The organism is Acinetobacter sp. Ac8 (genome assembly GCF_055392545.1).
This window is the reverse complement of sequence record NZ_AP043689.1, coordinates 2,761,023-2,783,203: the sequence shown is the minus strand read 5'-3', so window position 1 is coordinate 2,783,203 and position 22,181 is coordinate 2,761,023. Positions and strand designations below refer to the sequence as shown.

Annotated in this window: 22 protein-coding genes; 11 read left to right on the top strand and 11 right to left on the bottom strand. The window is 37.6% G+C overall.

From position 1 onward, the window contains the following. Nucleotides 1–22: 22 nt before the first annotated feature. Nucleotides 23–232, bottom strand: coding sequence for an acyl-CoA thioesterase (locus tag ACZ5QH_RS13185; RefSeq protein WP_303577729.1), 210 nt, complete (start codon nucleotides 230–232; stop codon nucleotides 23–25). 243 nt (nucleotides 233–475) lie between these two features. Between ACZ5QH_RS13185 and ACZ5QH_RS13180 the strand changes: the two genes are divergently transcribed. Then, nucleotides 476–790 carry a hypothetical protein gene (locus tag ACZ5QH_RS13180; RefSeq protein ID WP_303577728.1) on the top strand — a complete coding sequence of 105 codons (315 nt, stop codon included), beginning with the start codon at nucleotides 476–478 and terminating at the stop codon, nucleotides 788–790. Here ACZ5QH_RS13180 and ACZ5QH_RS13175 read toward each other — a convergent pair. The 4 genes from ACZ5QH_RS13175 to ACZ5QH_RS13160 all read right to left on the bottom strand — a co-directional run bounded on the left by ACZ5QH_RS13175 (nucleotide 787) and on the right by ACZ5QH_RS13160 (nucleotide 3,472). After that, entirely contained in the window at nucleotides 787–1,320 is a 534-nt protein-coding gene (locus ACZ5QH_RS13175) for a ClbS/DfsB family four-helix bundle protein (RefSeq protein WP_303577727.1), read from the bottom strand. The genes ACZ5QH_RS13180 and ACZ5QH_RS13175 overlap by 4 nt on opposite strands. 201 nt (nucleotides 1,321–1,521) lie before the next feature. Then, nucleotides 1,522–1,758, bottom strand: a complete 237-nt coding sequence (locus ACZ5QH_RS13170; RefSeq protein ID WP_245349895.1) for a putative hemolysin — start codon at nucleotides 1,756–1,758, stop codon at nucleotides 1,522–1,524. Between the two features lie 363 nt (nucleotides 1,759–2,121). Beyond that, entirely contained in the window at nucleotides 2,122–2,838 is a 717-nt protein-coding gene (locus ACZ5QH_RS13165) for a glutamine amidotransferase (protein ID WP_303577726.1), read from the bottom strand. Between the two features lie 67 nt (nucleotides 2,839–2,905). Next, nucleotides 2,906–3,472 carry a TetR/AcrR family transcriptional regulator gene (locus ACZ5QH_RS13160; RefSeq protein WP_303577725.1) on the bottom strand — a complete coding sequence of 189 codons (567 nt, stop codon included), beginning with the start codon at nucleotides 3,470–3,472 and terminating at the stop codon, nucleotides 2,906–2,908. A gap of 95 nt (nucleotides 3,473–3,567) precedes the next feature. On the opposite strand from ACZ5QH_RS13160, the gene ACZ5QH_RS13155 reads away from it, so the two are divergent. Next, nucleotides 3,568–4,314 carry an SDR family oxidoreductase gene (locus tag ACZ5QH_RS13155; protein ID WP_096734377.1) on the top strand — a complete coding sequence of 249 codons (747 nt, stop codon included), beginning with the start codon at nucleotides 3,568–3,570 and terminating at the stop codon, nucleotides 4,312–4,314. 178 nt (nucleotides 4,315–4,492) lie between these two features. Continuing rightward, the gene (locus tag ACZ5QH_RS13150; RefSeq protein WP_303577724.1) at nucleotides 4,493–5,086 is read left to right on the top strand and encodes a 2-hydroxychromene-2-carboxylate isomerase; all 594 of its coding nucleotides are present in this window, start codon (nucleotides 4,493–4,495) and stop codon (nucleotides 5,084–5,086) included. A gap of 166 nt (nucleotides 5,087–5,252) precedes the next feature. Here the strand turns inward: ACZ5QH_RS13150 and ACZ5QH_RS13145 are convergent, their stop codons facing one another. Next, nucleotides 5,253–6,170 carry an AEC family transporter gene (locus ACZ5QH_RS13145; RefSeq protein WP_303577723.1) on the bottom strand — a complete coding sequence of 306 codons (918 nt, stop codon included), beginning with the start codon at nucleotides 6,168–6,170 and terminating at the stop codon, nucleotides 5,253–5,255. Nucleotides 6,171–6,317: 147 nt separating this feature from the next. On the opposite strand from ACZ5QH_RS13145, the gene ACZ5QH_RS13140 reads away from it, so the two are divergent. The 3 genes from ACZ5QH_RS13140 to ACZ5QH_RS13130 all read left to right on the top strand — a co-directional run bounded on the left by ACZ5QH_RS13140 (nucleotide 6,318) and on the right by ACZ5QH_RS13130 (nucleotide 8,108). Beyond that, nucleotides 6,318–7,190: a LysR family transcriptional regulator gene (locus ACZ5QH_RS13140; protein WP_303577746.1), complete on the top strand. Its 873-nt coding sequence runs from the start codon at nucleotides 6,318–6,320 to the stop codon at nucleotides 7,188–7,190. Between the two features lie 54 nt (nucleotides 7,191–7,244). Next, nucleotides 7,245–7,664, top strand: a complete 420-nt coding sequence (locus ACZ5QH_RS13135) for a hypothetical protein (RefSeq protein ID WP_303577722.1) — start codon at nucleotides 7,245–7,247, stop codon at nucleotides 7,662–7,664. A 105-nt stretch (nucleotides 7,665–7,769) separates the two neighbouring features. Further along, nucleotides 7,770–8,108 (top strand): immunity protein Imm33 domain-containing protein, encoded by a 339-nt coding sequence (locus ACZ5QH_RS13130; RefSeq protein ID WP_034615201.1) that lies wholly within the window; start codon nucleotides 7,770–7,772, stop codon nucleotides 8,106–8,108. Nucleotides 8,109–8,236: 128 nt separating this feature from the next. Here the strand turns inward: ACZ5QH_RS13130 and exaC are convergent, their stop codons facing one another. Then, on the bottom strand, nucleotides 8,237–9,748 hold the full coding sequence (gene exaC / locus ACZ5QH_RS13125) for an acetaldehyde dehydrogenase ExaC (RefSeq protein ID WP_004719517.1): 1,512 nt from the start codon (nucleotides 9,746–9,748) through the stop codon (nucleotides 8,237–8,239). 359 nt (nucleotides 9,749–10,107) lie between these two features. Between exaC and ACZ5QH_RS13120 the strand changes: the two genes are divergently transcribed. Next, nucleotides 10,108–11,289, top strand: coding sequence for a sigma-54-dependent transcriptional regulator family protein (locus tag ACZ5QH_RS13120; RefSeq protein ID WP_004719519.1), 1,182 nt, complete (start codon nucleotides 10,108–10,110; stop codon nucleotides 11,287–11,289). A 57-nt stretch (nucleotides 11,290–11,346) separates the two neighbouring features. On the opposite strand, the gene ACZ5QH_RS13115 is transcribed toward ACZ5QH_RS13120, so the two are convergent. The 3 genes from ACZ5QH_RS13115 to mdh form a co-directional block, all read right to left on the bottom strand. Next, on the bottom strand, nucleotides 11,347–12,309 hold the full coding sequence (locus ACZ5QH_RS13115) for an alpha/beta hydrolase (RefSeq protein ID WP_303577721.1): 963 nt from the start codon (nucleotides 12,307–12,309) through the stop codon (nucleotides 11,347–11,349). A gap of 40 nt (nucleotides 12,310–12,349) precedes the next feature. Continuing rightward, entirely contained in the window at nucleotides 12,350–13,192 is an 843-nt protein-coding gene (locus ACZ5QH_RS13110) for an SDR family oxidoreductase (protein ID WP_034615196.1), read from the bottom strand. Nucleotides 13,193–13,395: 203 nt separating this feature from the next. Further along, the gene (mdh, locus tag ACZ5QH_RS13105; RefSeq protein ID WP_004822286.1) at nucleotides 13,396–14,568 is read right to left on the bottom strand and encodes an iron-dependent methanol dehydrogenase; all 1,173 of its coding nucleotides are present in this window, start codon (nucleotides 14,566–14,568) and stop codon (nucleotides 13,396–13,398) included. Between the two features lie 673 nt (nucleotides 14,569–15,241). On the opposite strand from mdh, the gene ACZ5QH_RS13100 reads away from it, so the two are divergent. Then, complete coding sequence (locus ACZ5QH_RS13100) at nucleotides 15,242–16,360, top strand: OmpW/AlkL family protein (protein WP_004822285.1); 1,119 nt, start codon at nucleotides 15,242–15,244, stop codon at nucleotides 16,358–16,360. A 167-nt stretch (nucleotides 16,361–16,527) separates the two neighbouring features. On the opposite strand, the gene ACZ5QH_RS13095 is transcribed toward ACZ5QH_RS13100, so the two are convergent. Continuing rightward, on the bottom strand, nucleotides 16,528–18,066 hold the full coding sequence (locus ACZ5QH_RS13095; protein ID WP_004822283.1) for an acetyl-CoA C-acetyltransferase: 1,539 nt from the start codon (nucleotides 18,064–18,066) through the stop codon (nucleotides 16,528–16,530). 311 nt (nucleotides 18,067–18,377) lie between these two features. Between ACZ5QH_RS13095 and ACZ5QH_RS13090 the strand changes: the two genes are divergently transcribed. From ACZ5QH_RS13090 to ACZ5QH_RS13080, 3 genes are all read left to right on the top strand, one after another. Beyond that, nucleotides 18,378–19,769, top strand: a complete 1,392-nt coding sequence (locus tag ACZ5QH_RS13090; protein ID WP_004822281.1) for a 3-oxoacyl-ACP reductase — start codon at nucleotides 18,378–18,380, stop codon at nucleotides 19,767–19,769. Between the two features lie 191 nt (nucleotides 19,770–19,960). Further along, a complete protein-coding gene (locus ACZ5QH_RS13085) occupies nucleotides 19,961–20,815 on the top strand; it encodes a MaoC family dehydratase (protein WP_004719535.1) in 855 nt (284 codons plus the stop codon). 80 nt (nucleotides 20,816–20,895) lie between these two features. Next, nucleotides 20,896–22,161, top strand: a complete 1,266-nt coding sequence (locus ACZ5QH_RS13080) for a serine hydrolase domain-containing protein (RefSeq protein WP_303577720.1) — start codon at nucleotides 20,896–20,898, stop codon at nucleotides 22,159–22,161. Nucleotides 22,162–22,181: the final 20 nt, after the last annotated feature.

Genomic DNA, 22,181 nt, shown 5'->3' with positions numbered 1-22,181 from the left:
TGCGGGGATATTGTAATTTTGCTTACAAGTCATGTAGTTTTTTCATGTAAAAATCTCTTCTAAGCAGTCCAAGTTGTCTTTTTCTTGCGATAATTTCATCATGTTGGTAGGGCAGTATTTCAACCAATTGATCAACAGTTAAATGGTTGTTTTCAATGAGAAAGCAATCTTGATCTGTTGACCAAGCAGAGGATAAAAATTGTTTTCTGTTTGGCTTATTTCTAGGGGACATGGATTAAATTCTTTACACCTTGATGGCTGATAATCAATAAAACTACGAGTGATTGAATTTTAACGCTCTGCACTTTGAGTGAATCAGATTCGATATGTTTTATATCAAATCTTGATTTTGTTACTTAATCAAGATTTTAATACGTACTTTAGCAAAACTCAAATTTTAATTGTTATCGACAAATTGAGCGGGGGATAAAAATAGTTTATGCTCAGTTTAATCTAAGAATAATGGGGTGGATTTATGAAAAAAATAACAATGGTATTGTTGCTTATGCTTACAGGCTGTATTACACCAAATCCACATAGTTTGGTATTGATGCAGCAAAAAAAACAAATTGAAGTCATGCATGAGCAATTGGATAATGAAAATACCAGTAATGAGGTAAATAGAGCATTATTATGTGGTGAATATGAGCGTGTCTATAAAAAAGAATACCTGCCTGCTTTAATGAAATTAGACAAATCTATGGGACAAGAAAAACCCAAACAGTATTATTTGGATGAATTAAATAACACCATTACTCAATACTTAGATCTGAAAAAAATAACCTGTTAAGGCTTTTTAGTTGGTTCAGTATTTATGCTAAGTTTCTTCCATTTTCTGATTTGAACTCTAAAATTGGTAAAAGGGGCGACAGTGTTGATATGAATCCATTTATACAGTGGCCAGTTGGCAGGTGTGGTTGCCCATTTACGTTGATTTATTTCAAATAGTTCTTCATCTGTTAGATTTTCAATCCAGTCTGTGACTGCTTTGACCCGTTTAGACAATAACTGAGTATTTTCTTTTAATGAATGCTGGGCATAAGTTTGATAAAAATTTTGATATAGACTGGCTAAGTTATTCCATTTATAGCCTTCTTTTGGCATTGAAACGGGGAAACCTGCAAGTTCTTTACTTTCCCATTCTAATAATAAATTTACCCATCCCAATTGATAGGCTAAGTTTTGGGCAGGGGTTTTATCTACAGTCGCAACTTTATGATCTTTTAAGTCTTCGGATATTTCTTCAAATTCTGTTAAATATTGCTTTAATGAATTATTGATTGCAACAATCAGTTCCTGTTTAGATTGGTAGGTTTTCATCTATTCAATATTCCCAAAATAAATACAATACTGTTTATATTTAATGCATATTTAGATCTAATTTATTTTAACGATGACAATGATGGAACAACTCATTACCGTAGTGAATATACAGTAATGAGTCTGAAATTTATGCCAATAGAAAATCAGTCATTCCAGAAGGCTTGTCTATTGTTTATATTCCGCAGCGATTATTCAAAATTATTTAGTAGCAGCTTGCTCATCGCCTTGTGCACTTCTAAACAACTTCCATTCATCAACCACTGTTCCATTTGGAAGCTTACAATATCCTACTTCATTTCCTAAAGCATCTTTTTTAATCTGAGACTCTCCTCCCATTTTTTGACAATATACACTTGCAGGATTGGCCATGCCAAGCGGTTTAGCATTTTGATTATTTACTTCAGGGGTAGAGCAGGCAGAAAGAAGTGTAGTCATGAGCACAGAAGCGCCAATATATATTTTATTCATTGCAAACAAAGTCTTGGTTTTAAAGTATGCAGTATAAATAAATCAGCAAGCTTTAATGTATCTACTCTGTATAATCCTGTAGCTCAAACATAATGATCAGGTATGATTTAGTGTAAAATTTTAAGTTTGATTAAATAATTTTGTGTGAGAATAAAGAATATCTTTTTAATGTAAATGCTATGGTCAGTTAAATATAATAATCAGTTAAATATAGGCAATGCAGTATTGATATTACATTTCGAGCAACGCCGTATTAATGGGTGAAGAGTAAATACGTTATAAAAAGCACGAAACAGAAAAGTCTATTTCATGCTGATATAGATAAATAGATTATACATTTAAGTGTTTGATAAAATGCTCTAAAACCAGTGGTGATTTTAATTCAAGATTTGCTGCATATTTTTCATTTTCAGCTCGTAAATGAGGAATATTTAATCCAGTTTTGCGTAATTCACACGTATGTCCAATCAGCCATTTTTCCATATCGTCTGCCGCAACTTCGACATGGAATTGTAACGCCAAGATATTTTGTCCAACTCTAAACGCCTGATTTGTATAAATTGCTGAACTGGCAAGTAATTCAGCCTGTACAGGTAAGTCAAAGGTATCACCATGCCAATGTAAAACTTCGGTATTAACAAGCGGTAATAAGGGATTATTTTGAGCTAGATTTAGCTTCAATTGACTCCAACCAATCTCTTTTTGATGGCCTGCATACACTTTTGCACCTAAAGCATGTGCAATCAATTGTGCACCTAAGCAAATGCCAATAGTGGGTAAATTCTTGGCCAAACGTTGTTTAAGATAAGCGATTTCATCATTTAAAAAAGGATAATCTTCTGTTTCATAAACACCAATTGGACCACCTAAAATGATGACTAGACCTTCAAATTCAAATGCTTGTTTTAAATCATCCATACCTGCTTCAAAATAACGTATGCGATAGCCCAAATCATAAAAAGTGTCTTCAAGAATACCTAAATCCTCAAAAGCTAAATGTTGAATGGCATAGATTGTCTTCGGCAAAGCGTGTGTGGAGGAAGTCATGGTTTTATAATGATTTAACGAGAATATCGCTAATTTATACTAGATTGTATTGGCTTGAAAACTAAATTTATGCTGCGATTTGCAACATGGAATAAATACAGTGTTTGCTTGATTCCAAAATGGTCAATTTAACCGAATCATCAGAGATACTTCGCGCTATGAGTATAGCGCCGACCAGTTGACACAAGACGCCCCAAGCTTTTTCTTCACTTCCGAGACGTTGAGCAAATAGGGCATGACCGCGCTGTAATTCTTGTTGATAGCGTTGTTTAATCTCCTGATCAGCGCGCGCAACTTCAGTGGCGAGTGTTGGCAATACACAACCATAATCCGGATGTTCAACATGCAAGAGGGTTAAGTAACGATTGAGTTCAAATTCAATCCATAACTCAGCCTGATTATGAGGGTTGTTTTGCCACATCTGAATGCTATTTTTGAGTTCGTTTTCAACCAATGCTTTAAACAAATCCTGCTTGGAAGAAAAATGTGAATAGAATGCACCACTGGTTACGCCAGCAGCTTTCATAAAGCCATCTACACCAGTTGTAGCAAAACCATCTTTTTTGGCAAGCTGTCCACTGATTTTTAACAGCTCTTTTCTTTTTTCTTCTTTATAGCCAGATTTGTATCGCATATTTTCCTCGATCAAATTTTTTCTTGACGCTCTAGTTAAACTATAACATAGTAATCGTTATAATAACGATCGTTATGCAAAAAGGGAAGCATGATATGCAAGATGAAATAACAACATCAAATCAGAAAGTTGCATTGATTATTGGAGCTGGTGATGCAACAGGTGGTGCGATTGCGAAACGTTTTGCCAAAGGGGGATATATTAGTTGTATGACTCGTCGCAATGCTGACAAGTTACAACCGCTGATTGATGAAATTGAACAGGCAGGCGGTACAGCATATGGTTTTGCATCAGATGCTCGAAAAGAACAGCAAGTTATACAATTGATCGAAGAAATTGAAAGCAACATTGGCGAAATAGAGGTATTGGTTTTTAATATCGGTGCCAATGTTCCATGTAGCATACTTGAAGAAACCGCGCGTAAATATTTTAAAATATGGGAAATGGCGTGTTTCTCCGCCTTTTTAACTGGTCGTGAAGTGGCGAAACGAATGGTAAGCCGACAACGCGGGACATTGATCTTTACTGGTGCGACTGCTGGTCTGCGTGGTGCTGCTTATTTTTCAGCATTTGCAGGGGCAAAGCATGCACTTAGAGCTTTGGCACAGAGTATGGCGCGAGAACTTGGTCCGCAGAATATTCATGTGGCTCATGTGGTAGTTGATGGTGCAATTGATACAGATTTTATTAAAAATAGTTTTCCTGATCTTTATGAGAAAAAAGACCAAGATGGTATTTTAAATCCTGAACATATTGCTGAAAATTATTGGCATCTTGCCCAGCAACCACGTGATGCATGGACACATGAGCTAGATTTACGTCCTTGGATGGAAAAATGGTAAGTCACTTTATATTAGTAAGTTAATTAATGGTTGCGAGTTGCTATAAGTCATGTTGTATAAGCAGGTGGCTTTATCTTTGTATAGCGAGAGTACGTCTGGATGATTTAAGCTTCTTATAGAATCATTTTTACAGTAGTACGATAAAAACATGATCAGTACAGTTAAGGAATAACACTGAATGAAACAGGTAGAATTTTATTTTGATTTGGGTAGTCCATATAGTTATTTAGGCTTTTATCAGATTCAAAAAATTGCAAAACAAAATCAAGCGCAAGTGATTTGGAAGCCGGTCTTGCTTGGTGGTATTTTTAAAGCCACAGGGAACAGTAGTCCAATGGCTGTGCCAGCAAAAGCCAGCTATTCGATGATTGATATGGGGCGCTGGTCAAAACTCTGGAATATTCCAATACAAATGAATCCCTATTTTCCTATTAATACTTTAAATCTGATGCGGGTGATTACAGCGGTTCAGCTTTATCAAGCTGAAAAATTCTTAACAGTGTTAAACGCTTTATTTGATGCAATGTTTGGGCATCCGCGTAATTTAAATGATATCAATGAACTTATTAGCTTATTTCAATCATTGGGTTTTAGTATAGAGCAGGTTCAAACTTGGCTTTCAGATGAACAAGTTAAAGCCCAACTAAAAAATACCACAGAAGAAGCCATTGGGCGTGGTGTTTTTGGTGCACCGACATGGTTTATTGGCAATGAAATGTTTTGGGGCGTTGATCATCTTCATTTTGTTGAGATGGACTTGGCTAAATATTGATTGATACGCTTTTAAATTCTGATTCTATGATTTAGATGCTAGCATGAAAGAATCGAGTTGCGCTGTGCTGCAGCTAGCCATGCAGCAAAGCTATTCTACAGAAAGCCAAACTACATCGAATCATCAAAATATTTGATGAAGAAACGCTAATCGTAAATATAGAGGATTAAACATAATAATGCTGTAATAGCGCAAGGATCAGTGCCAAAGTAAATACGGATAAAAGTGTTTGCATGCTGATGCTTGCCGCCATTAATTGATGATCGCCGTTTAATAGTTTGGTTAAGATATAGGCGGAAGATGCGGTTGGGATAGAAAAGAAAATCATGATAGCAATCACCGCGGCATGACTGAGCTCAAAAAACTGCAAACAGATAAAGGCAATAAACGGGATCAGCAATAATCTGAGTAGGCTAATAAGCAAAGACTTTTTCAGATAAACTTTGAGGGTCGAAAACTGAATTGCTGTTCCTACACATAATAAGCCCAACATCAGACTACTACTTGAAAAAGCATTTAACAGATTTGCAAAGCCAGACCAAATAAGGATGTTTAAAACATTAAATGTAATTCCCAATATACTAGAACTGATCAGTGGATTTTTGATTAAAGACCAGAATATATTTTTAATGTTCAGTTGATCGTTATCTGTCAATGAAAGGATCGAAATAACATTAACCAAGGGAATTGCTATAGCAAGGATATTTACCAAGATACTTTTGATTTCAGCATTATTGAGTGTTGTGGCAATCGAGAGTCCGAGATAGGTATTAAAACGAATCAAGCTTTGAACATATACACCGATTTGGGCAATAGGTGTGCGGTTTAACTTTGCAAACAGATAAACGCCAGCAATGATCATGGCCATAATGAAAAAAATGACCGTAAGAATGCTGTTGAGATGCCCCATATTCATATCTGCATTTGCAAGAGAACTAAACAATAAGGCTGGAAATAAAATATAGTAATTGAGCTTTTCTGCGCCATTCCAGAATTTTTCATCCAGTATACGTGACTGGAACAGATAAAAACCTAAACCAATCAGGGCAATGGATGGGAAAAGAATAGTAATCATTTGTAGCATGCTGAACGCTCTATGCAGAACCTAATTCGACCAAGTCCTACCCACTGATTTTTTCATCTGTAAGCTAAACCCAAGTAAACTTTAATCAAGAATATGACTTATGCCTATTCATGGTAAAATGAGTTTTTACTCATGGATAGAGTGGCGATGACATTTACTCAACTGACTATTTTTGCCATGTTGGCTGAACAGAAAAGCTTTACTGTCACAGCGCAGCGTTTGCAAATTTCTCAATCTGCGATTTCTCATGCAATTAAAGGCTTAGAACAAGATTGGTCAGTCACATTGTTTTATCGCAATCATAATGAAGTTGAGCTAACTGAATCGGGTATACGGCTTTTAGTGCATGTGAAAGAAATTTTGAATATTTCTAATGTGCTAAAACAAGAAATCTCCGATATACAAGGATTTCATTCTGGCACTTTAAGAATTGGATCTTTCGGTGCTTCATCTTCTAATGTATTGATTCCCTTAATTCTAGAAAAATTTAGTTTAAAATATCCAAATATTGAAGTGTTTATTAAAGAAGGAACGGACAAAGATATTGCTCAATGGATTCATGACCGTACTATTGATGTTGGATTTGTGGTTTTACCTGAAGAACGTTTTGATACTTTTCCTGTGATTGAGGATATTTTTGTAGCACTTATTCCCAAATCCTATGCACGATCACAACAAAGTGCAGTTCGATTGGATGAATTGGTAGAACATCCTTTTTTAATGACCTCAGCAGGCAGTCAAAACCATGTGACAGAGATGTTTAGAAAAGCCAATCTGAGTCCAAAAATTAAATGTTATTTTTCTCAAATTTTGACCATTATTAATATGGTGAACAATGGTGCTGGTGTTTCAATTGTCGCAGATATGGCCTTGAATAAAGAGTTGATGACGCTGTTTCCCAATGTTCAAAAATTACCTTTATCACCCAATATCAAGCGGTCTATTAGTCTGGCAGTGAAGAATAAAAAACAGATGAGTCCAATTACACAGGCATTTATTGATATTGCACAAATGGTTTAGCATTTTATCGTGAGCCTTTGGTAAAAGAACAAAAGAAGAGTATAAGCACAGAGAATGAATGATTTGATTTATAAACTCATAGAACGTCCTAAAACAGCATTTATACTATGTGGCTGTGTTGCTAATCTATCCTTATGGGCAATCGGCCATATCAAAAGCTTTAGCATTTTATGGGTACTCAGCTTTTTCGTTTTTACCGCATTTTCTGCATTGGCTTTGTCTGTATATTTGATGGAAATTGTTGAGAAAAAGCCAAGATACAAAATCTACTTTCAACTGTTGTTTTACACACTTTTGATCATTTTATATTTAGCATTGAATACTTATAAATCTGTTTTAGATCAGAAATTTTTTCCACGAAGTTTAGTGATGTTTGTGGTTGTGTTTTTCACAATGTTATTGATGGTGAATTTAAGAGTTGTGGTGGGATATAGTTTCGAAAATATTAAAATGCTATGGAAAAGGCGTAAGTAATTTTGCTGCTGATCTCAATATATCTGATTTGAACGTATTGGTTTATGCAACTAAACAAACAATACTAAACAGGCAATACTAAACAGGCAATAAAGGAATGTGTTGATGGATTTAGAAACATTACAACGGCAAATCTGCAAAAAATATCAGTCAAAATATATCGAATTTAATCTGTCGGATAGGGTTGCAATTGCATTACAGAGTCTAGGTCAACAACCGATTTATGCAGTTCGAGTTGCGCTTAAAAAACCAGACAATGTTTCTTGGTTTATTCACTGTGGAGAATATTCTTCCGCTGATGATTTTTATCAACCGCTGCATGCCTCGCATTTACAGCAATATTTACCTGAAATTTTACCTTATTTGGCGCTTGAGCACGGTTATCATGTCATTATTGATGAGCATGGCTATGAAGATGTTTGGATGAATCCAACAACCGACTAAATTTAGCGAATCATCGCAATCTGTATAAAATAATGAATTGATAGTGATAAGAATTAAAAAGCATCTTCATCATGACAAAAAAAGCGAACCAAAGTTCGCTTTTTAAAAGTGTAAATCAACTACAGAACTTAGAAGAAGCCCATTGCTTTGGTTGAATAGCTAACCAATAAATTCTTGGTTTGCTGATAATGATCAAGCATCATCTTGTGGTTTTCACGGCCAATGCCTGATTTCTTATAACCACCGAATGCAGCATGTGCAGGGTAGATATGGTAGCAGTTGGTCCATACACGACCAGCTTCAATCGCACGACCCGCACGATAAGAGGTATGCGCAGAACGCGACCATACACCAGCGCCTAAGCCATACATCGTATCATTGGCAATTCGGATTGCATCGTCATAATCTTTAAATGTTGCGACAGAGAGCACTGGTCCAAAAATTTCTTCTTGGAAAATCTTCATACTGTTGTCGCCTTTGAAAATGGTAGGTTCAATATAGAAACCTTGACCGACTTCCTGACGATCGCCACCACCTGTAAGCAATTGAGCACCTTCAGCACGGCCTGTTGCGATACAGCCCAAGATTTTGTCTTGTTGCTCTTGAGATGCTTGAGCACCAATCATGGTGTCTGTATCTAGAGGATGTCCAGTTTTGATGCGTTTTACACGTTCAACTGCCATTTCTAGGAATTTATCTGCAATACTTTCTTGAACCAAGGCACGTGACGGGCAAGTACATACTTCACCTTGGTTTAAAGCGAACATGGCAAAGCCTTCAAGCGCTTTGTCTAAATAATCATCATCTTTATCCATGACATCTTCAAAGAAGATGTTTGGTGATTTACCACCAAGCTCAAGTGTCACAGGAATAATATTTTCAGTTGCGTATTGCATGATCATTTGACCAACAGCAGTGGAACCCGTAAATGCAATTTTAGCAATACGTGGATTGGTTGCCAGTGGGCGACCCACTTCAACGCCGTAACCATTGACAATATTTAAAACGCCTGGCGGTAAAATATCTTGAATGAGTTCAGCAACAACTAAAATACTTGATGGTGTTTGTTCAGCAGGTTTAAGTACAATACAGTTACCCGCTGCAAGTGCTGGTGCAAGTTTCCATGCTGCCATAAGAATAGGGAAGTTCCATGGAATGATCTGACCAACCACACCTAAAGGCTCATGGAAGTGGTAAGCAATGGTATCTTCATCAATTTCTGAGATACCACCTTCTTGTGCACGTAAACAACCTGCAAAATAACGGAAATGGTCAATTGCTAAAGGAATATCGGCTGCCAATGTTTCACGAATTGGCTTACCGTTTTCCCATGTTTCTGCAACCGCTAGTAATTCTAAATTTTCTTCTAAACGATCTGCAATTTTCAGCAGTACATTTGAACGTGTTGTTGGAGATGCTTTGTTCCATGAAGCTTTGGCTTTATGTGCTGCATCTAATGCAAGTTCGATATCTTCCGCAGAAGAACGTGGAATTTTGGTAAAGGCTTTACCATCTACAGGAGAGACGTTATCAAAATATTGCCCTTTAACAGGTGCTACCCATTTGCCATCAATAAAGTTTTCATATTGGGCTTTGAACTGTACTTTTGAACCAGGCTGATTTGGATCTACATAACGCATAAGAGTATCCCTTTACTTATATTCATGATCATTCATGATGTGTTTAATATGGCATGTATGAACAATGATTGTTTACATGATGGTTTGAGCATAGAGAGTCAAAGGTAGGGAAAAGGTTGGATGAAATCCAAGACACATTTGCGCTATGCTTTAATCTTTGGCAATATTTTCTTGTTTATTGAAAAATTGCTAAATATTGGAAAAAATTGGTTTTATTCTAACGCTTTGGTATGAGTTGTGTTGACTGAGGTTAAGCTCACTGTGTTAATGTGCTAGAGTAATTTATAAGCAGGTCCGCTGGATAAAAACAACAGAGAAAGGATAGGATATTTTTTAACGAATTACAGAGGAAGTAGCGTATGTTAAGCCAACAAGAGTTATCAAATAAACGGAGTTTAATTGAGCAATTACGCCAAAGCAGTAGTTTGTCTTTAAAACATGCTGATCAACTCGGGCAGAGTATTGCAAGTTCATGGCAACGTTCCAACTCAGCTGCGATTCCCAAAGATCGTGATGCAGCACCCTTGATGAATGTAAAACAAGAAAGAAAAACACTGTTAGAAAAAGCAATCGAACATTGTCGTGATGAATTAACCCATATCGCAGAACAGTCGGCAATGGTTGCTGCAGTAGGGGATATTGGCAGTACCATTATCTGGTCAGCCGCAAGTGGGCAAATGCGCAATGCCGCAGAACGTGTTCATTTTATTGCTGGTGGACAATGGCGAGAAGATTTGGTGGGAACCAATGCTTTGGCACTGTCATTAAAAACCCAACAATCCAGTTGTGTGTTTTCTAACGAACATTTTATGTCTTCTGTGCATGACTGGGTTTGTTATGCCTCTCCCATTATAGATCCATATTCCAAACAAGTTTTAGGGGTGATTGATCTGTCAACCACATGGAATCATCACAATAGTTTGGGTTTACTGGCAGCTGAACGCTGTGCCTCAATTATTCAATCGGCATTGCTAGAGTTTCAGCAACAACATTTATTTATCCGGGCTTTTGCTGTGCCACAAGTGTTGTTCAATGGCAAGATCGTGGTACTGACACCACGACAAATTGAAATTTTGACCATTCTTGCGTTGTGCCCACAAGGGATGAATCTGGAAAATTTACATCAAGCACTATATGGTGAACGAAAAGTGAGTGTCGGCACATTAAAAGCTGAAATGTCGCAGTTGCGCGATATTTTGGGCGGCATGCTGGGTTCACGGCCTTATCGTTTATTGGCACATGTTGAAGCAGATTTCTTGCAAGCAGAGAATGCTTTAGATGCGGGTTATACCGAATCCGCTTTAAAATTATGCAAAGGTGTATTTTTAGCTAAAACTGAAAGTCCTTTTTTATCTGCATGGAGAGACTGCCTTGAATCACGCCTGAGTGAAGCGATTTTTAAAGCCAATGAAACAGATGCTTTATTAAAACACCTTGCACATTTTCCAGAGGCGATTGATGCCGTTGAACGTTTGATTGAACTTACACCAGTCGGGCATCCTGCTCATCAAATTCTAATGAAATATAAAGATGAACATTGATTTTGCAGGATACTTTTAACTGATCATTCGCTTGTAAAGAAGAATGAATTGGCGCTTTTAAAGCTGTTTTTGGGCTAACCAAGAAAAAAGTTGATGATAAACTTCTTTTCTGACTTCTGGTGCCGATAAGACCAAGTCATGCAGTCCATTTTGAATGGTCATGACATTAACGTCGCCCTGTATTTTACCTGCATCCCTGATGATGTCTTTGACCTCTAAAATAACATCAGTGCTTTGAGCATCTCGGTTAAATTTCTTAGGATAGGTTGTTTTGTGAGAATGCATCACCAAGGTTGGTACATTGATCTGTACGCCTGCATGAATTTCTTTTTGAGCTTCAAAAATTGCATGCACAAAGCTTAAATATACTTTGGGGTAAGTTGGTTTTTTCCACTCTAAGCTGAAATCCCATTCGCCTTGCAAATCTTTATGCAGACTGGTGACATACCATTTATTTAATTCACTTGGAAATTTTAAATTAGGTAAGCGTTTACCCAATGCACTGAGTTTTGGGAGGGCTAATTTTTTCTTCCAAGCAGGCATATTAAAGTCATAGAAAGGACTATTGCACCATAAGGCTTGAATAAGGGGGTGTTGTGGATAATGTGCTGCATATAATGTTGCGATCAATCCACCTGTAGAATGTCCTGCCAGTAACACCTCAGTGTGGCCTTCCTGACCAATAATCTTTAATGCTTGTGTGATTTCTTCATCATATTCATTCAAATTTAGAACATAATAATATTTTTGATGTGGTAGGTAAGAACGACCATATTTTCTTAAATCAAGTGCATAAAAATCATAATCATGTTGATTAAATTGTTCAGCCATTTCTGTTTGAAAGAAATAATCGATAAAACCGTGGATATAGAGCACCGCTTTCTTGGTCGCTTGAGCTGCTTGTTTGCGTACCAAAGTCGCAGTGACTTTACCATCATAGTCATCTGGTAAATTTAAGGTTAGTTTTTCATAACCTGTACCAAGGATATCAGGTTGATATTCAGTAGATTGAGTGGTCATAGCATATTCCTGAATTTATTGAAAAATGAAATCCGAAAAATTACAGATAGTCTTTTACCAGCGCATAGGATTCATCATATAGTTTTTGTGCCAACTGTATATCTTTGGCTTTGCCTGATTTAAACGCAGGGGTTTGCAAACTCACATAATCACCATTGCGCTTTTCCCATGATGGATCAAAAGCAATTTTTTTAATTAATTCGGCAGGCTTAGATGGTGGAATAAGACCAAGTTTAATTATTGCATATTGCCATTTGGGTAATTCACGATAAATCTCAGAATCTACGCCACCTGGATGTAATGCATTGCTGGTAACATGACTTCCTTGTAGTTGTTTGGCAAGGATATTACTAAACAACAGATTGGCTAATTTACTATTACCATAGCTCAAAACACCATTGTATTTTTTCACTTGATCCGCGTTAAAGTTTTCAGGTTGGATACGACCTAAAAGATGCATCATTGAAGCCAAATGAATTACACGACCTTGTTGGGCTTTTTGAACCAATGGAAGAAGTTTCAATGTCCAAAGAAAAGGCCCCAGATAATTTACCCCAAACTGTTTTTCAAAACCATCAGCTGTGGCCTCAAGATCAGGTGTCATCATGCCAGCATTGTTGACTAATACATCAATTTTTTCATATTTGGCAATAATTTCATTGGCTGCTTGGTTAATTTGTTCAAGACTATTTAAATCAAGGTGAATCACGTCTACTTGACCTGTACCGAATGACTCTAAGTGTTGTTGTGCTGTTTTGGCTTTTTCTGGATTACGACAAGCAATGATCACATGGTGACCATCCTTAATAAATGTTTCTGCAGTTGCAAGCCCGATTCCGGTATTTGCACCTGTGATGATGATGGTTTTACTTGTTGTTGTCATTGCTGAAATAATCCGCTGATGTTTTAAGCATCATAGTCATAGATTGTGACTTTATCAATATATCTGACAATAATGATTGTCATTTTTTAATAAGCGTATAAAAAAGGAATATTACCTAAGTAATATTCCTGAGTATCAAGCACACTTCATTGAATTTGGCCTAAAACAGTTGTCAGGCTGACGTAGAACCAAAGAGTATCGTTTTACATTGCTGATTCAAAAATTTTAATGACTTGAGCATCAGTTGCTTTACGCGGATTTGTCAACATACAGGCATCTTTTTGCGCATTTGATGTCATTACTGCATGATCTTCCGCTTTGACACCCAGTTCAGCTAAGCCAGAAGGGATACCAATAGATGATGATAACTCACGGATTGCATCAATCGCAGCAAAGGCAGCCTCAGTAACGGTTAAACCCTCGGTATTGACACCCATTAATTGGGCAATTTTTGCATAACGGTCAGGACAAGCAATTAAGTTAAACTCACACACATGCGGTAATAGAATTGCATTACATACGCCGTGTGGAAGGTTATAGAAGCCACCTAATTGATGAGCCATTGCATGTACATAACCTAAAGATGCATTGTTAAATGCCATACCTGCTAAATATTGTGCATATGCCATCGCATCACGTGCTTCAAGATTTTCGCCATTGGCAACAGCAGGGCTTAACCATTCGCTAATCATTGAAATGGCTTTTTCTGCACATGCATCGGTAATTGGGTTTGCAGCAGTTGAAACATAAGCTTCTACAGCATGAGTTAAAGCATCCATACCCGTTGCAGCAGTTAAAGCAGCAGGTTTTGCAATCATGAGTTTAGGATCATCAATTGCAACAAGCGGGGTACAACGCCAGTCAACAATCGCCATTTTTACATGGGTATCTGTATTGGTGATAATACAGAAACGAGTCATTTCAGAAGCAGTTCCCGCCGTTGTATTGATTGCGACAAGCGGTGTCATTGGGACTTTACTTTGATCAATCCCTTCATAATCACGAATATGACCGCCACCTGCAGTAACTAGGCCAATTCCTTTTGCACAGTCATGAGAAGATCCGCCGCCTAAAGACACAATAAAGTCACAGCCATTATTGTTATATTCATTTACGCCATTGTGTACATTAATATCTGTCGGGTTTGGTTCTGCGCCAGGAAAAACATGACTGTCTACGCCAGCTTCTTTGAGATAGCCAACGATAATGTCTGCAACACCAAATTTGAATAGGCCAGCATCAGTGACGATGAGGGCTTTTTTTGCCCCTAAATTTTGTGCTTTAGCGCCGACTTCTTTGGCACAACCTGGACCAAAAAGTGAGACGCAAGGGATGTAAAAACCGTTTGTTTGATCTGCTATATTTTTAAAAGCCATGGTGCGATTCCTTCTACCATTGTTATTTCATCATTCCAGAAAGGTGATGATCACCTTGAGGTTGAGTATCAGTTTTGAGGGCTGGATTGAATACCTACTAAACACCTACCAAATTTTAATCATGCAAACTTTAAATTAAGCATTTGATATTTATATTTAAAATAAAATGATGAAGTTTTTCTTTATAATTTTAAGCTGAAAATCCAGCTTAAACGCGAGTTTTGATTAAAAACGACAAAAACAGATTTTATTTGGTATTTTTTGCTTTGACAGATCATTTTATTTTTAAAAAGTGAATCGTTGCTTTAAATTTCGGGGATAAATTTTAAGATCCATCAAAATAGACTAAATTATCAATTTGTGAGAATGTGTGTTAATAATTAAAAAGTGAAAATTATGTGAAAAATTTAATATTCCTATACTGAGTCAGTATGGGCTTAAATAGACTTTTTAAATATACCTATACTGTTAATTTATGCTAAATGATAAAAATAACATAATGATATATATCATTAATAAGTATTATGAAAAATTTAAAAGTAAAAGTACCAATATTTTTTTCGGATGAGTGTAAATGCTATTGATCAGAATTTTATACATAAATATTGTTTTTTATGTATGTTTTTTAAACAGGTTGCCACGGTTCGGTAATCTCATATTTTAAGGATAAAAAATGAAAAAAATATTAACGTTAAAAAATATTGCTATAGCAACTTCATTATTCGCGATTACCAGCACGAGTTTTGCGGGGGAGTATAAACGCTTTTCAGTATCTGCAGGTTGGTTACATGTCATGCCTCAAGGAAAAGCCAATCCCTTTAATATTAATACCAGTGTTAAAAATGGTACCAATGCAACAGTCGGAAGTATCTCTACAACCAGTTTTTTAAACTCAGTTGATCCTAATGCGATGGGAGAAGACTTAGGCGGGGTGCCATTTAATCAGAAAGAGGTGTTAACTGAATTTCTCAATGATGCCTTTATGCAAACCCTGTTGACTGATGGTAAGGGGAATATTTTGCCGGAGGTCGCAGGAACCGCAAATATTCATGGCTTGGAAAATTGGCAAGCCAAGGGTACAGGGCTTGAAGTCGATGATGTGGATACGCTGGGCTTGATGTTAAATTATTACATCAACGACAATGTTTCTTTGCAACTCATTGGTGGGATTCCTCCAAAAGTGGATATTAAAGGTAAGGGGGAAATCTTGGCACCGCTCACAGGATTAGCCACTTCGCCAAATGAGTTGGTCAATATCTTATTTCCAGATGGTATTGGTTTAAATCAAGCCATTCCAATCACCAATTTAGGCAATAAGTCTAAAGCAGCATCGGTGCGTGCATGGACACCAGCGCTGGAAGCGCAATATCAATTTGGTCAATCTGGTGTCAATAAATTGCGTCCATATATTGGGGTAGGAGTGATGTACTCTCATTTCACGGATATTAAGTTGAACTCACAGATCAAAAGTGATCTGGTTGCAGCGGGACACATGATTCAAAACGTTTTAGATGGAAAAGCTGGGGCTGCGTTAGATGGCAAACCTTCTAGTGCAAATCCTTATGTAAGAGTTAAAACGACTGATGCTATAGCACCCATTGTAAGTCTTGGCGCTACTTATGATATTAATGAAAACTGGTTTGGTGTGGCTTCTGTTTCTTATGCCAAGCTCAACAATCAGGCAAAGATTGATGTCGTTGATGCCAAGACTGGTAAGCGACTGATTAATTCCACGACAAAAGTCGATATAGATCCATTGATTACTTATGTTGGTGTGGGGTATCGCTTCTAAAATCAACACTATTTTCCCTAAGAATAGTGAAGATTTTAAATGGTTAGCTTCGGCTAACCATTTTTTGTGGTCTAGGTAAAATCTTGTTAGCGATATGTAGATTGACGAGCAATAAAAAAGCATCCATTCAGGATGCTTTTTTGAAGGTATCGTACAAATCAGAGAACTTATTTCTCTACGATTGCAGTTACACCTTGACCACCAGCAGCACAAATTGAAATGAGTACACGACCTGAACCTTTTTGGTTAATCAATTTTGCAGCAGTTGCCAAAATACGACCACCTGTTGCTGCAAATGGATGACCCGCAGCTAAAGAAGAACCTTTAACATTGAGTTTGCTACGGTCAATTGAGCCCAATGGTGCATCTAGACCTAAACGTTCTTTACAGAACTTAGGATCTTCCCATGCTTTTAAGGTCGAAAGAACTTGTGATGCAAAAGCTTCATGAATTTCATAGTAGTCGAAGTCTTGAAGTTTAATACCCGCACGAGCCAACATACGTGGAACAGCATAAGCAGGTGCCATCAATAAACCTTCTTTCTTATTGACAAAATCTACAGCAGCAGTTTCAGTGAATGTTAAGTACGCGAGTACTTCGTGACCATTTGCTTTCGCCCATTCTTCAGAGGCTAAAAGTACAACTGAAGCGCCGTCTGTAAGAGGAGTAGAGTTACCTGCAGTCATTGTTGCAGTTTCACCTTTACCAAATGCAGGTTTAAGCTTAGCCAATTTTTCAACTGAAGAATCAGGACGTAAGTTATTGTCTTTGTCTAGACCCATAAATGGCGTGATCAAATCATCGAAGAAACCTTCTTCATATGCTTTGGCCATTTTTTGATGTGAAGATGCAGCAAGTTCATCTTGAGCTTCGCGTGGAATACCCCATTCTAAAGCAGTAATCGCTTGGTGATCACCCATAGATAAACCTGTACGAGGTTCACCATTTTTTGGCGCATCCATCAAGTCTTTAACATTGATTTTAGCTAAGGCTTTTAAACGGTCTTTACCTGTTTTTGCAATGTTTAATTCAAGCAATGCTTTACGTAAGCCGTCACCAAATGCGATCGGTGCATCAGAGGTAGTATCCACACCACCAGCAATACCCACTTCAATTTGACCTAATGCAATTTTGTTTGCAACAAGGAAAGCTGCTTGTAAGCCAGTACCACATGCTTGTTGAATATCATAAGCAGGGGTTTCAGGGGCAAGTTGAGTATTTAAAACACATTCACGTGTCATGTTGAAATCACGGCTATGTTTTAGAACTGCACCAGCAACAACTTCACCTAAACGTTGACCTTGAAGGTTAAAACGTTCAATTAAACCGTTTAAAGACGCAGTAAGCATATCAATGTTTGACGCTCGGAAATAAGGGCCATTTGAACGTGCAAAAGGAATACGGTTACCGCCAATAATTGCTACGCGACGTACAGTGTTTTGACTCATAATTTTATCCTGCTGACCAGAAGTTTGAGTTTTAGAAGATGAAGCTGTTGTAACTTTTTTTGCCGTCGATGCCGTTGCTTTGCTACGTGAAGCAGCTGCTGGTGCACGAGTCGGTTTTTTAGTCGTGTTGGCTGCATTGGCATTTGTAGAATTTGTGTTGCTACTTTTACTCGTACGAGTACGAGGTTTTGATGTATTTGACACAGTTTCTTGTACAGTGCTTTCAGCGTTTGAATTTTCTTGAGTTGTTTTGCTCATAAGGCTTTTCCAAGCATGTTCGCAATATTCTTAGTGCTTACATTAACATAATTGGCTATGACTCGAATTGACTATAATGACATTTGCATATTCTTTCAGGTCAAGTCATCATTTTGGCAACTCAAGTATGATTTAACTGAAACTTATGGGTCATAGAGATGATAGCGTTGTTGACGATTCTTCTAAGCCTTGCGCGAAGAACAACGCAAGCCATTTAAGAAAGCGCAACACAGCTAAATATCTGAGATTATACTGAAGTTAAAAGATAGCTTAAGCCCCATACAAAATTAATTTGATGAGAGATAAGAAACATGTCTGACCAATACCAAGCATTTGCTAAATCTCCAATTGGTAAATTTGTCATAAAAAATTTAGGTTTACCATCACCAATCCAGCTAGACCGTTTTGAGTCAGCCACTCCTGTCGTTAAAGGTGCTGTATTATTTGGTGCAGCTCCAAAGAGTCATTTTACTGGTGAAGTTGCACAGGTTCTTAGTAATATTCACGCCAACACTTATGCAGGGAATAACGCAGAGTTACAACAAGCTGCTGCAAAATCTGGTTTGAATGTTGGTGCTTTTAATGAAGGCGATAAAGAATCAAAATTCAAAGCAGTGATATTTGATGCATCAGGGATTCAAAATTCAGAACAATTACATGAACTACACAAGTTTTTTAATCCTGTTGCCCGTCAAATTGCAACATCAGGCCGTGTAATTATTATTGGTTTAACACCTGAAACTGCACCAACGATTAAGCAAGCGATTGCACAACGTGCATTAGAAGGGTTTGTTAAATCGGTTGGTAAAGAGTTTAAGAAAGGAATTGCTGCAGATCTTATTCTGGTTGATGCAGATGCTGCACAAAACTTGGAATCAAGTTTACGTTTTGCAATTTCTCCACGTTCAGCATATGTATCGGGTCAAGTGATTCGCGTATCTAAAGGTGATGTGATTGATATCGATTGGGCGAAACCGCTTGCAGGTAAAACTGCACTAGTAACAGGTGCAAGCCGTGGTATTGGTGAAGCGATTGCACATGTATTGGCACGCGATGGTGCACATGTAATTTGTTTAGATGTTCCACCACAACAAGCAGACCTTGACCGTGTTGCAAGTGAAATCGGTGGTTCTACTCTCGCAATTGATATCACTGCTGCTGATGCTGGTGAAAAAATCAAAGCTGCGGCAGCTCAACAAGGTGGTTTAGATATCATCGTACATAATGCGGGTATTACACGTGACAAAACTTTGGCAAATATGAAGCCAGAGATGTGGGATCTGGTGATTAATATCAACTTATCTGCTGCTGAACGTATTAATGATTATTTATTGTCAAATGATGGTTTAAATGCAAATGGTCGTATTGTTTGCGTATCTTCAATTTCAGGTATTGCTGGTAACTTAGGTCAAACCAACTATGCTGCATCAAAAGCAGGTGTCATTGGTTTGGTGAAATTTACTGCGCCTGTGTTAAAAAATGGTATTACCATTAATGCTGTAGCGCCGGGTTTCATTGAAACTCAAATGACCGCGGCAATTCCATTTGCAATCCGTGAAGCGGGTCGTCGTATGAACTCAATGAGTCAAGGTGGCTTACCTGTTGATGTTGCTGAAACAATTGCTTTATTTGCATCTTCAGCATCTACAGGATTAAATGGGAATGTTGTGCGTGTTTGTGGTCAAAGCTTATTGGGTGCATAATCACGCATAAGTGAAATCCTGTTTCGTTTAGGGGATTACCGCGAAGCGATTATTTGTGTATTTAAATAACGCTTTCGCTGGCTTTCTCTTCAACGAAATCAGGATGTTTAAGCTGTATCATCCGTTAATTTCCAACTGAAATGTTGGATTTTTTAAATGTTGAATAAGAATTAATTTTTCAAAGGTCCAGTATGAATACTCGCCATTTTAGTCAACTTCCTAAGCCATATTTAGCTTATCCAAAAGTGATTCAGGGTTTAATTTTTAAAAAGCCAAAAGGTGAAAAAGTTCTACCGCAAGTTGAATATGTGGTTGATTCATTCAAAATTGATCCAAATCATTTAAAAGCATATAACGAAGTGTGTGGCTTTAAAAATAATGGGTATATTCCCGCGATTTATTTAGCTGTTTTATCGCAAAGTTTACAAATGCATATGATGACCTCTGAAGCATTTCCTTTTGCAATCTTAGGCTTGGTGCATATTCGCAATCAAATTAAGCAAACACGTAAAATTGGGGTCAATGAACAGCTGACTTTATCTTGTCAATTTGGTGAGTTAAAGCCCCATGATAAAGGGGTTCAGTTCGATTTCATCACAACAGCCAAAGTTGGCGGTGACGTGGTCATGCAAGGATTAACCACCTATCTAGCACGCCAAAAAACCGATGGTTCAGTTACAGAAAAACCAAAAGATAAAAAAGAACCAAATTATCAAGTTCAGGCGGTTTGGGAAGTTTCTGAAAATACTGGTCGTCGTTATGCTATGACATCAGGTGACTTTAACTTGATTCATATCCATGCATTAACTGCAAAAGCATTTGGTTTTAAACAAGCGATTGCTCATGGGATGTGGAGCAAGGCGCGTGTTCTCGCTGGGCTCAACTTACCAGAAGCTTATGAAGCCGATGTATTGTTTAAATTGCCGATGTATTTACCTTCAACAGTAGAATTTTTAACTGCACAAGATGGTACAACAACTGACTTTTTGATTCGTAATCAAAAATCACAAAAACCTCATGTTTCTGGTGTAGTTAACGCTTTATAAGATAAAATATAAAGCCTGAGTCGAGATGATTCAGGCTTTTTTAATTAAAAAAGTTATGATTAAAAAAATAGGATAGGGCAATGAGCAGTTTAACGGACATTATTTTTGCGAGTACGAAAAATTATCAAGGCTATGTGGATGAGCGTTTTCAAGATCTCGCTGTTCAATTTAGTCGTTTGCAGGATGGTCGTAGCGAAAATGGTGGTGCTGCTTTAACTGTTTATTTTCAAAATGAAAAAGTTGTCGATATATATACGGGTAAAAAATCAAAAACTGAGCAATGGAATGAGCGAACCTTGTCGGTATGTTATTCCACTGGGAAAGGTGTGCTGGCCACACTCGCGCATATTTTGGTGAGTGAAGGTTTCTTAGACTACGATACGCCTATAGTCAATTTTTGGCCTGAATTTGCTCAAAATGGTAAAGAGAATATGACACTGCGTCATATTTTAAGTCATCAAAGTGGCTTATACGATATTCGCAATATTATTGCTGGTGCCGTTGAAATGGCAGATTGGCAGCATATGCTCAAGGTCATGGAGCAGGCCACACCTCGTTTTGCTGTAGGAACTGATATTGCATATCAGGCATTAACATTTGGCTGGTTGGTGGGTGGTGTTTTAGAGAAAGCAACGCAACAATCTTTAACACAGTTAATGCAGAAGTATTTGGTTGAACCCCTACAACTTGATGGTGCCTATTTTGGTGTGCCTGAATCTGAGCTAAATCGTGTGGCGCGTTTAATTCAAAAAGCAGCACCTGTACAAAAAACAGAAACAAAATCCAGTAAGAGCAAAGCCAAGAAGCATCATAAAACGTCTTTTTCCGATAAATTGGTTGAATTAACCGGACAAAATCCGCAAGATTTTTTAGATGCTATGGTACCGAAAGGGATGCGTGATTTTAGTTTCTTTAGTGACCAAGGGCTTCAAGCAATTATTCCAGCGGCCAATGGTGTATTTAGCGCCAATAGTCTTGCAAAAGTTTATGCCATGATGGCAAATAAAGGGGTTTGGGAAGGAAAAGTTTTCATTCGTCCTGAAATATTTGCTGAATTAAGTCAAATTCAATCGATTAAACGAGATCGCGTGATGCCAATTCCTATGAAATGGCGTTTAGGCTACCACCGTGTGATTAGTATGGGTAAACGTGCCAAGCAAGGCTTTGGTCACATTGGATATAACGGTTCTGGGGCGTGGTGTGACCCGCAACGAGGGCTTAGTTTTGCCTATACCCATAATTTTGCCATTGGTTCAATCACCGGTGATTATCGTCTTTGGGGACTGACCCAAGAAACATTGCGTTGCTCCGACGGTTTACTTAAGGGAAGTAAAGGCTGGTTCTAAATATTAAGATCAAAGCGATT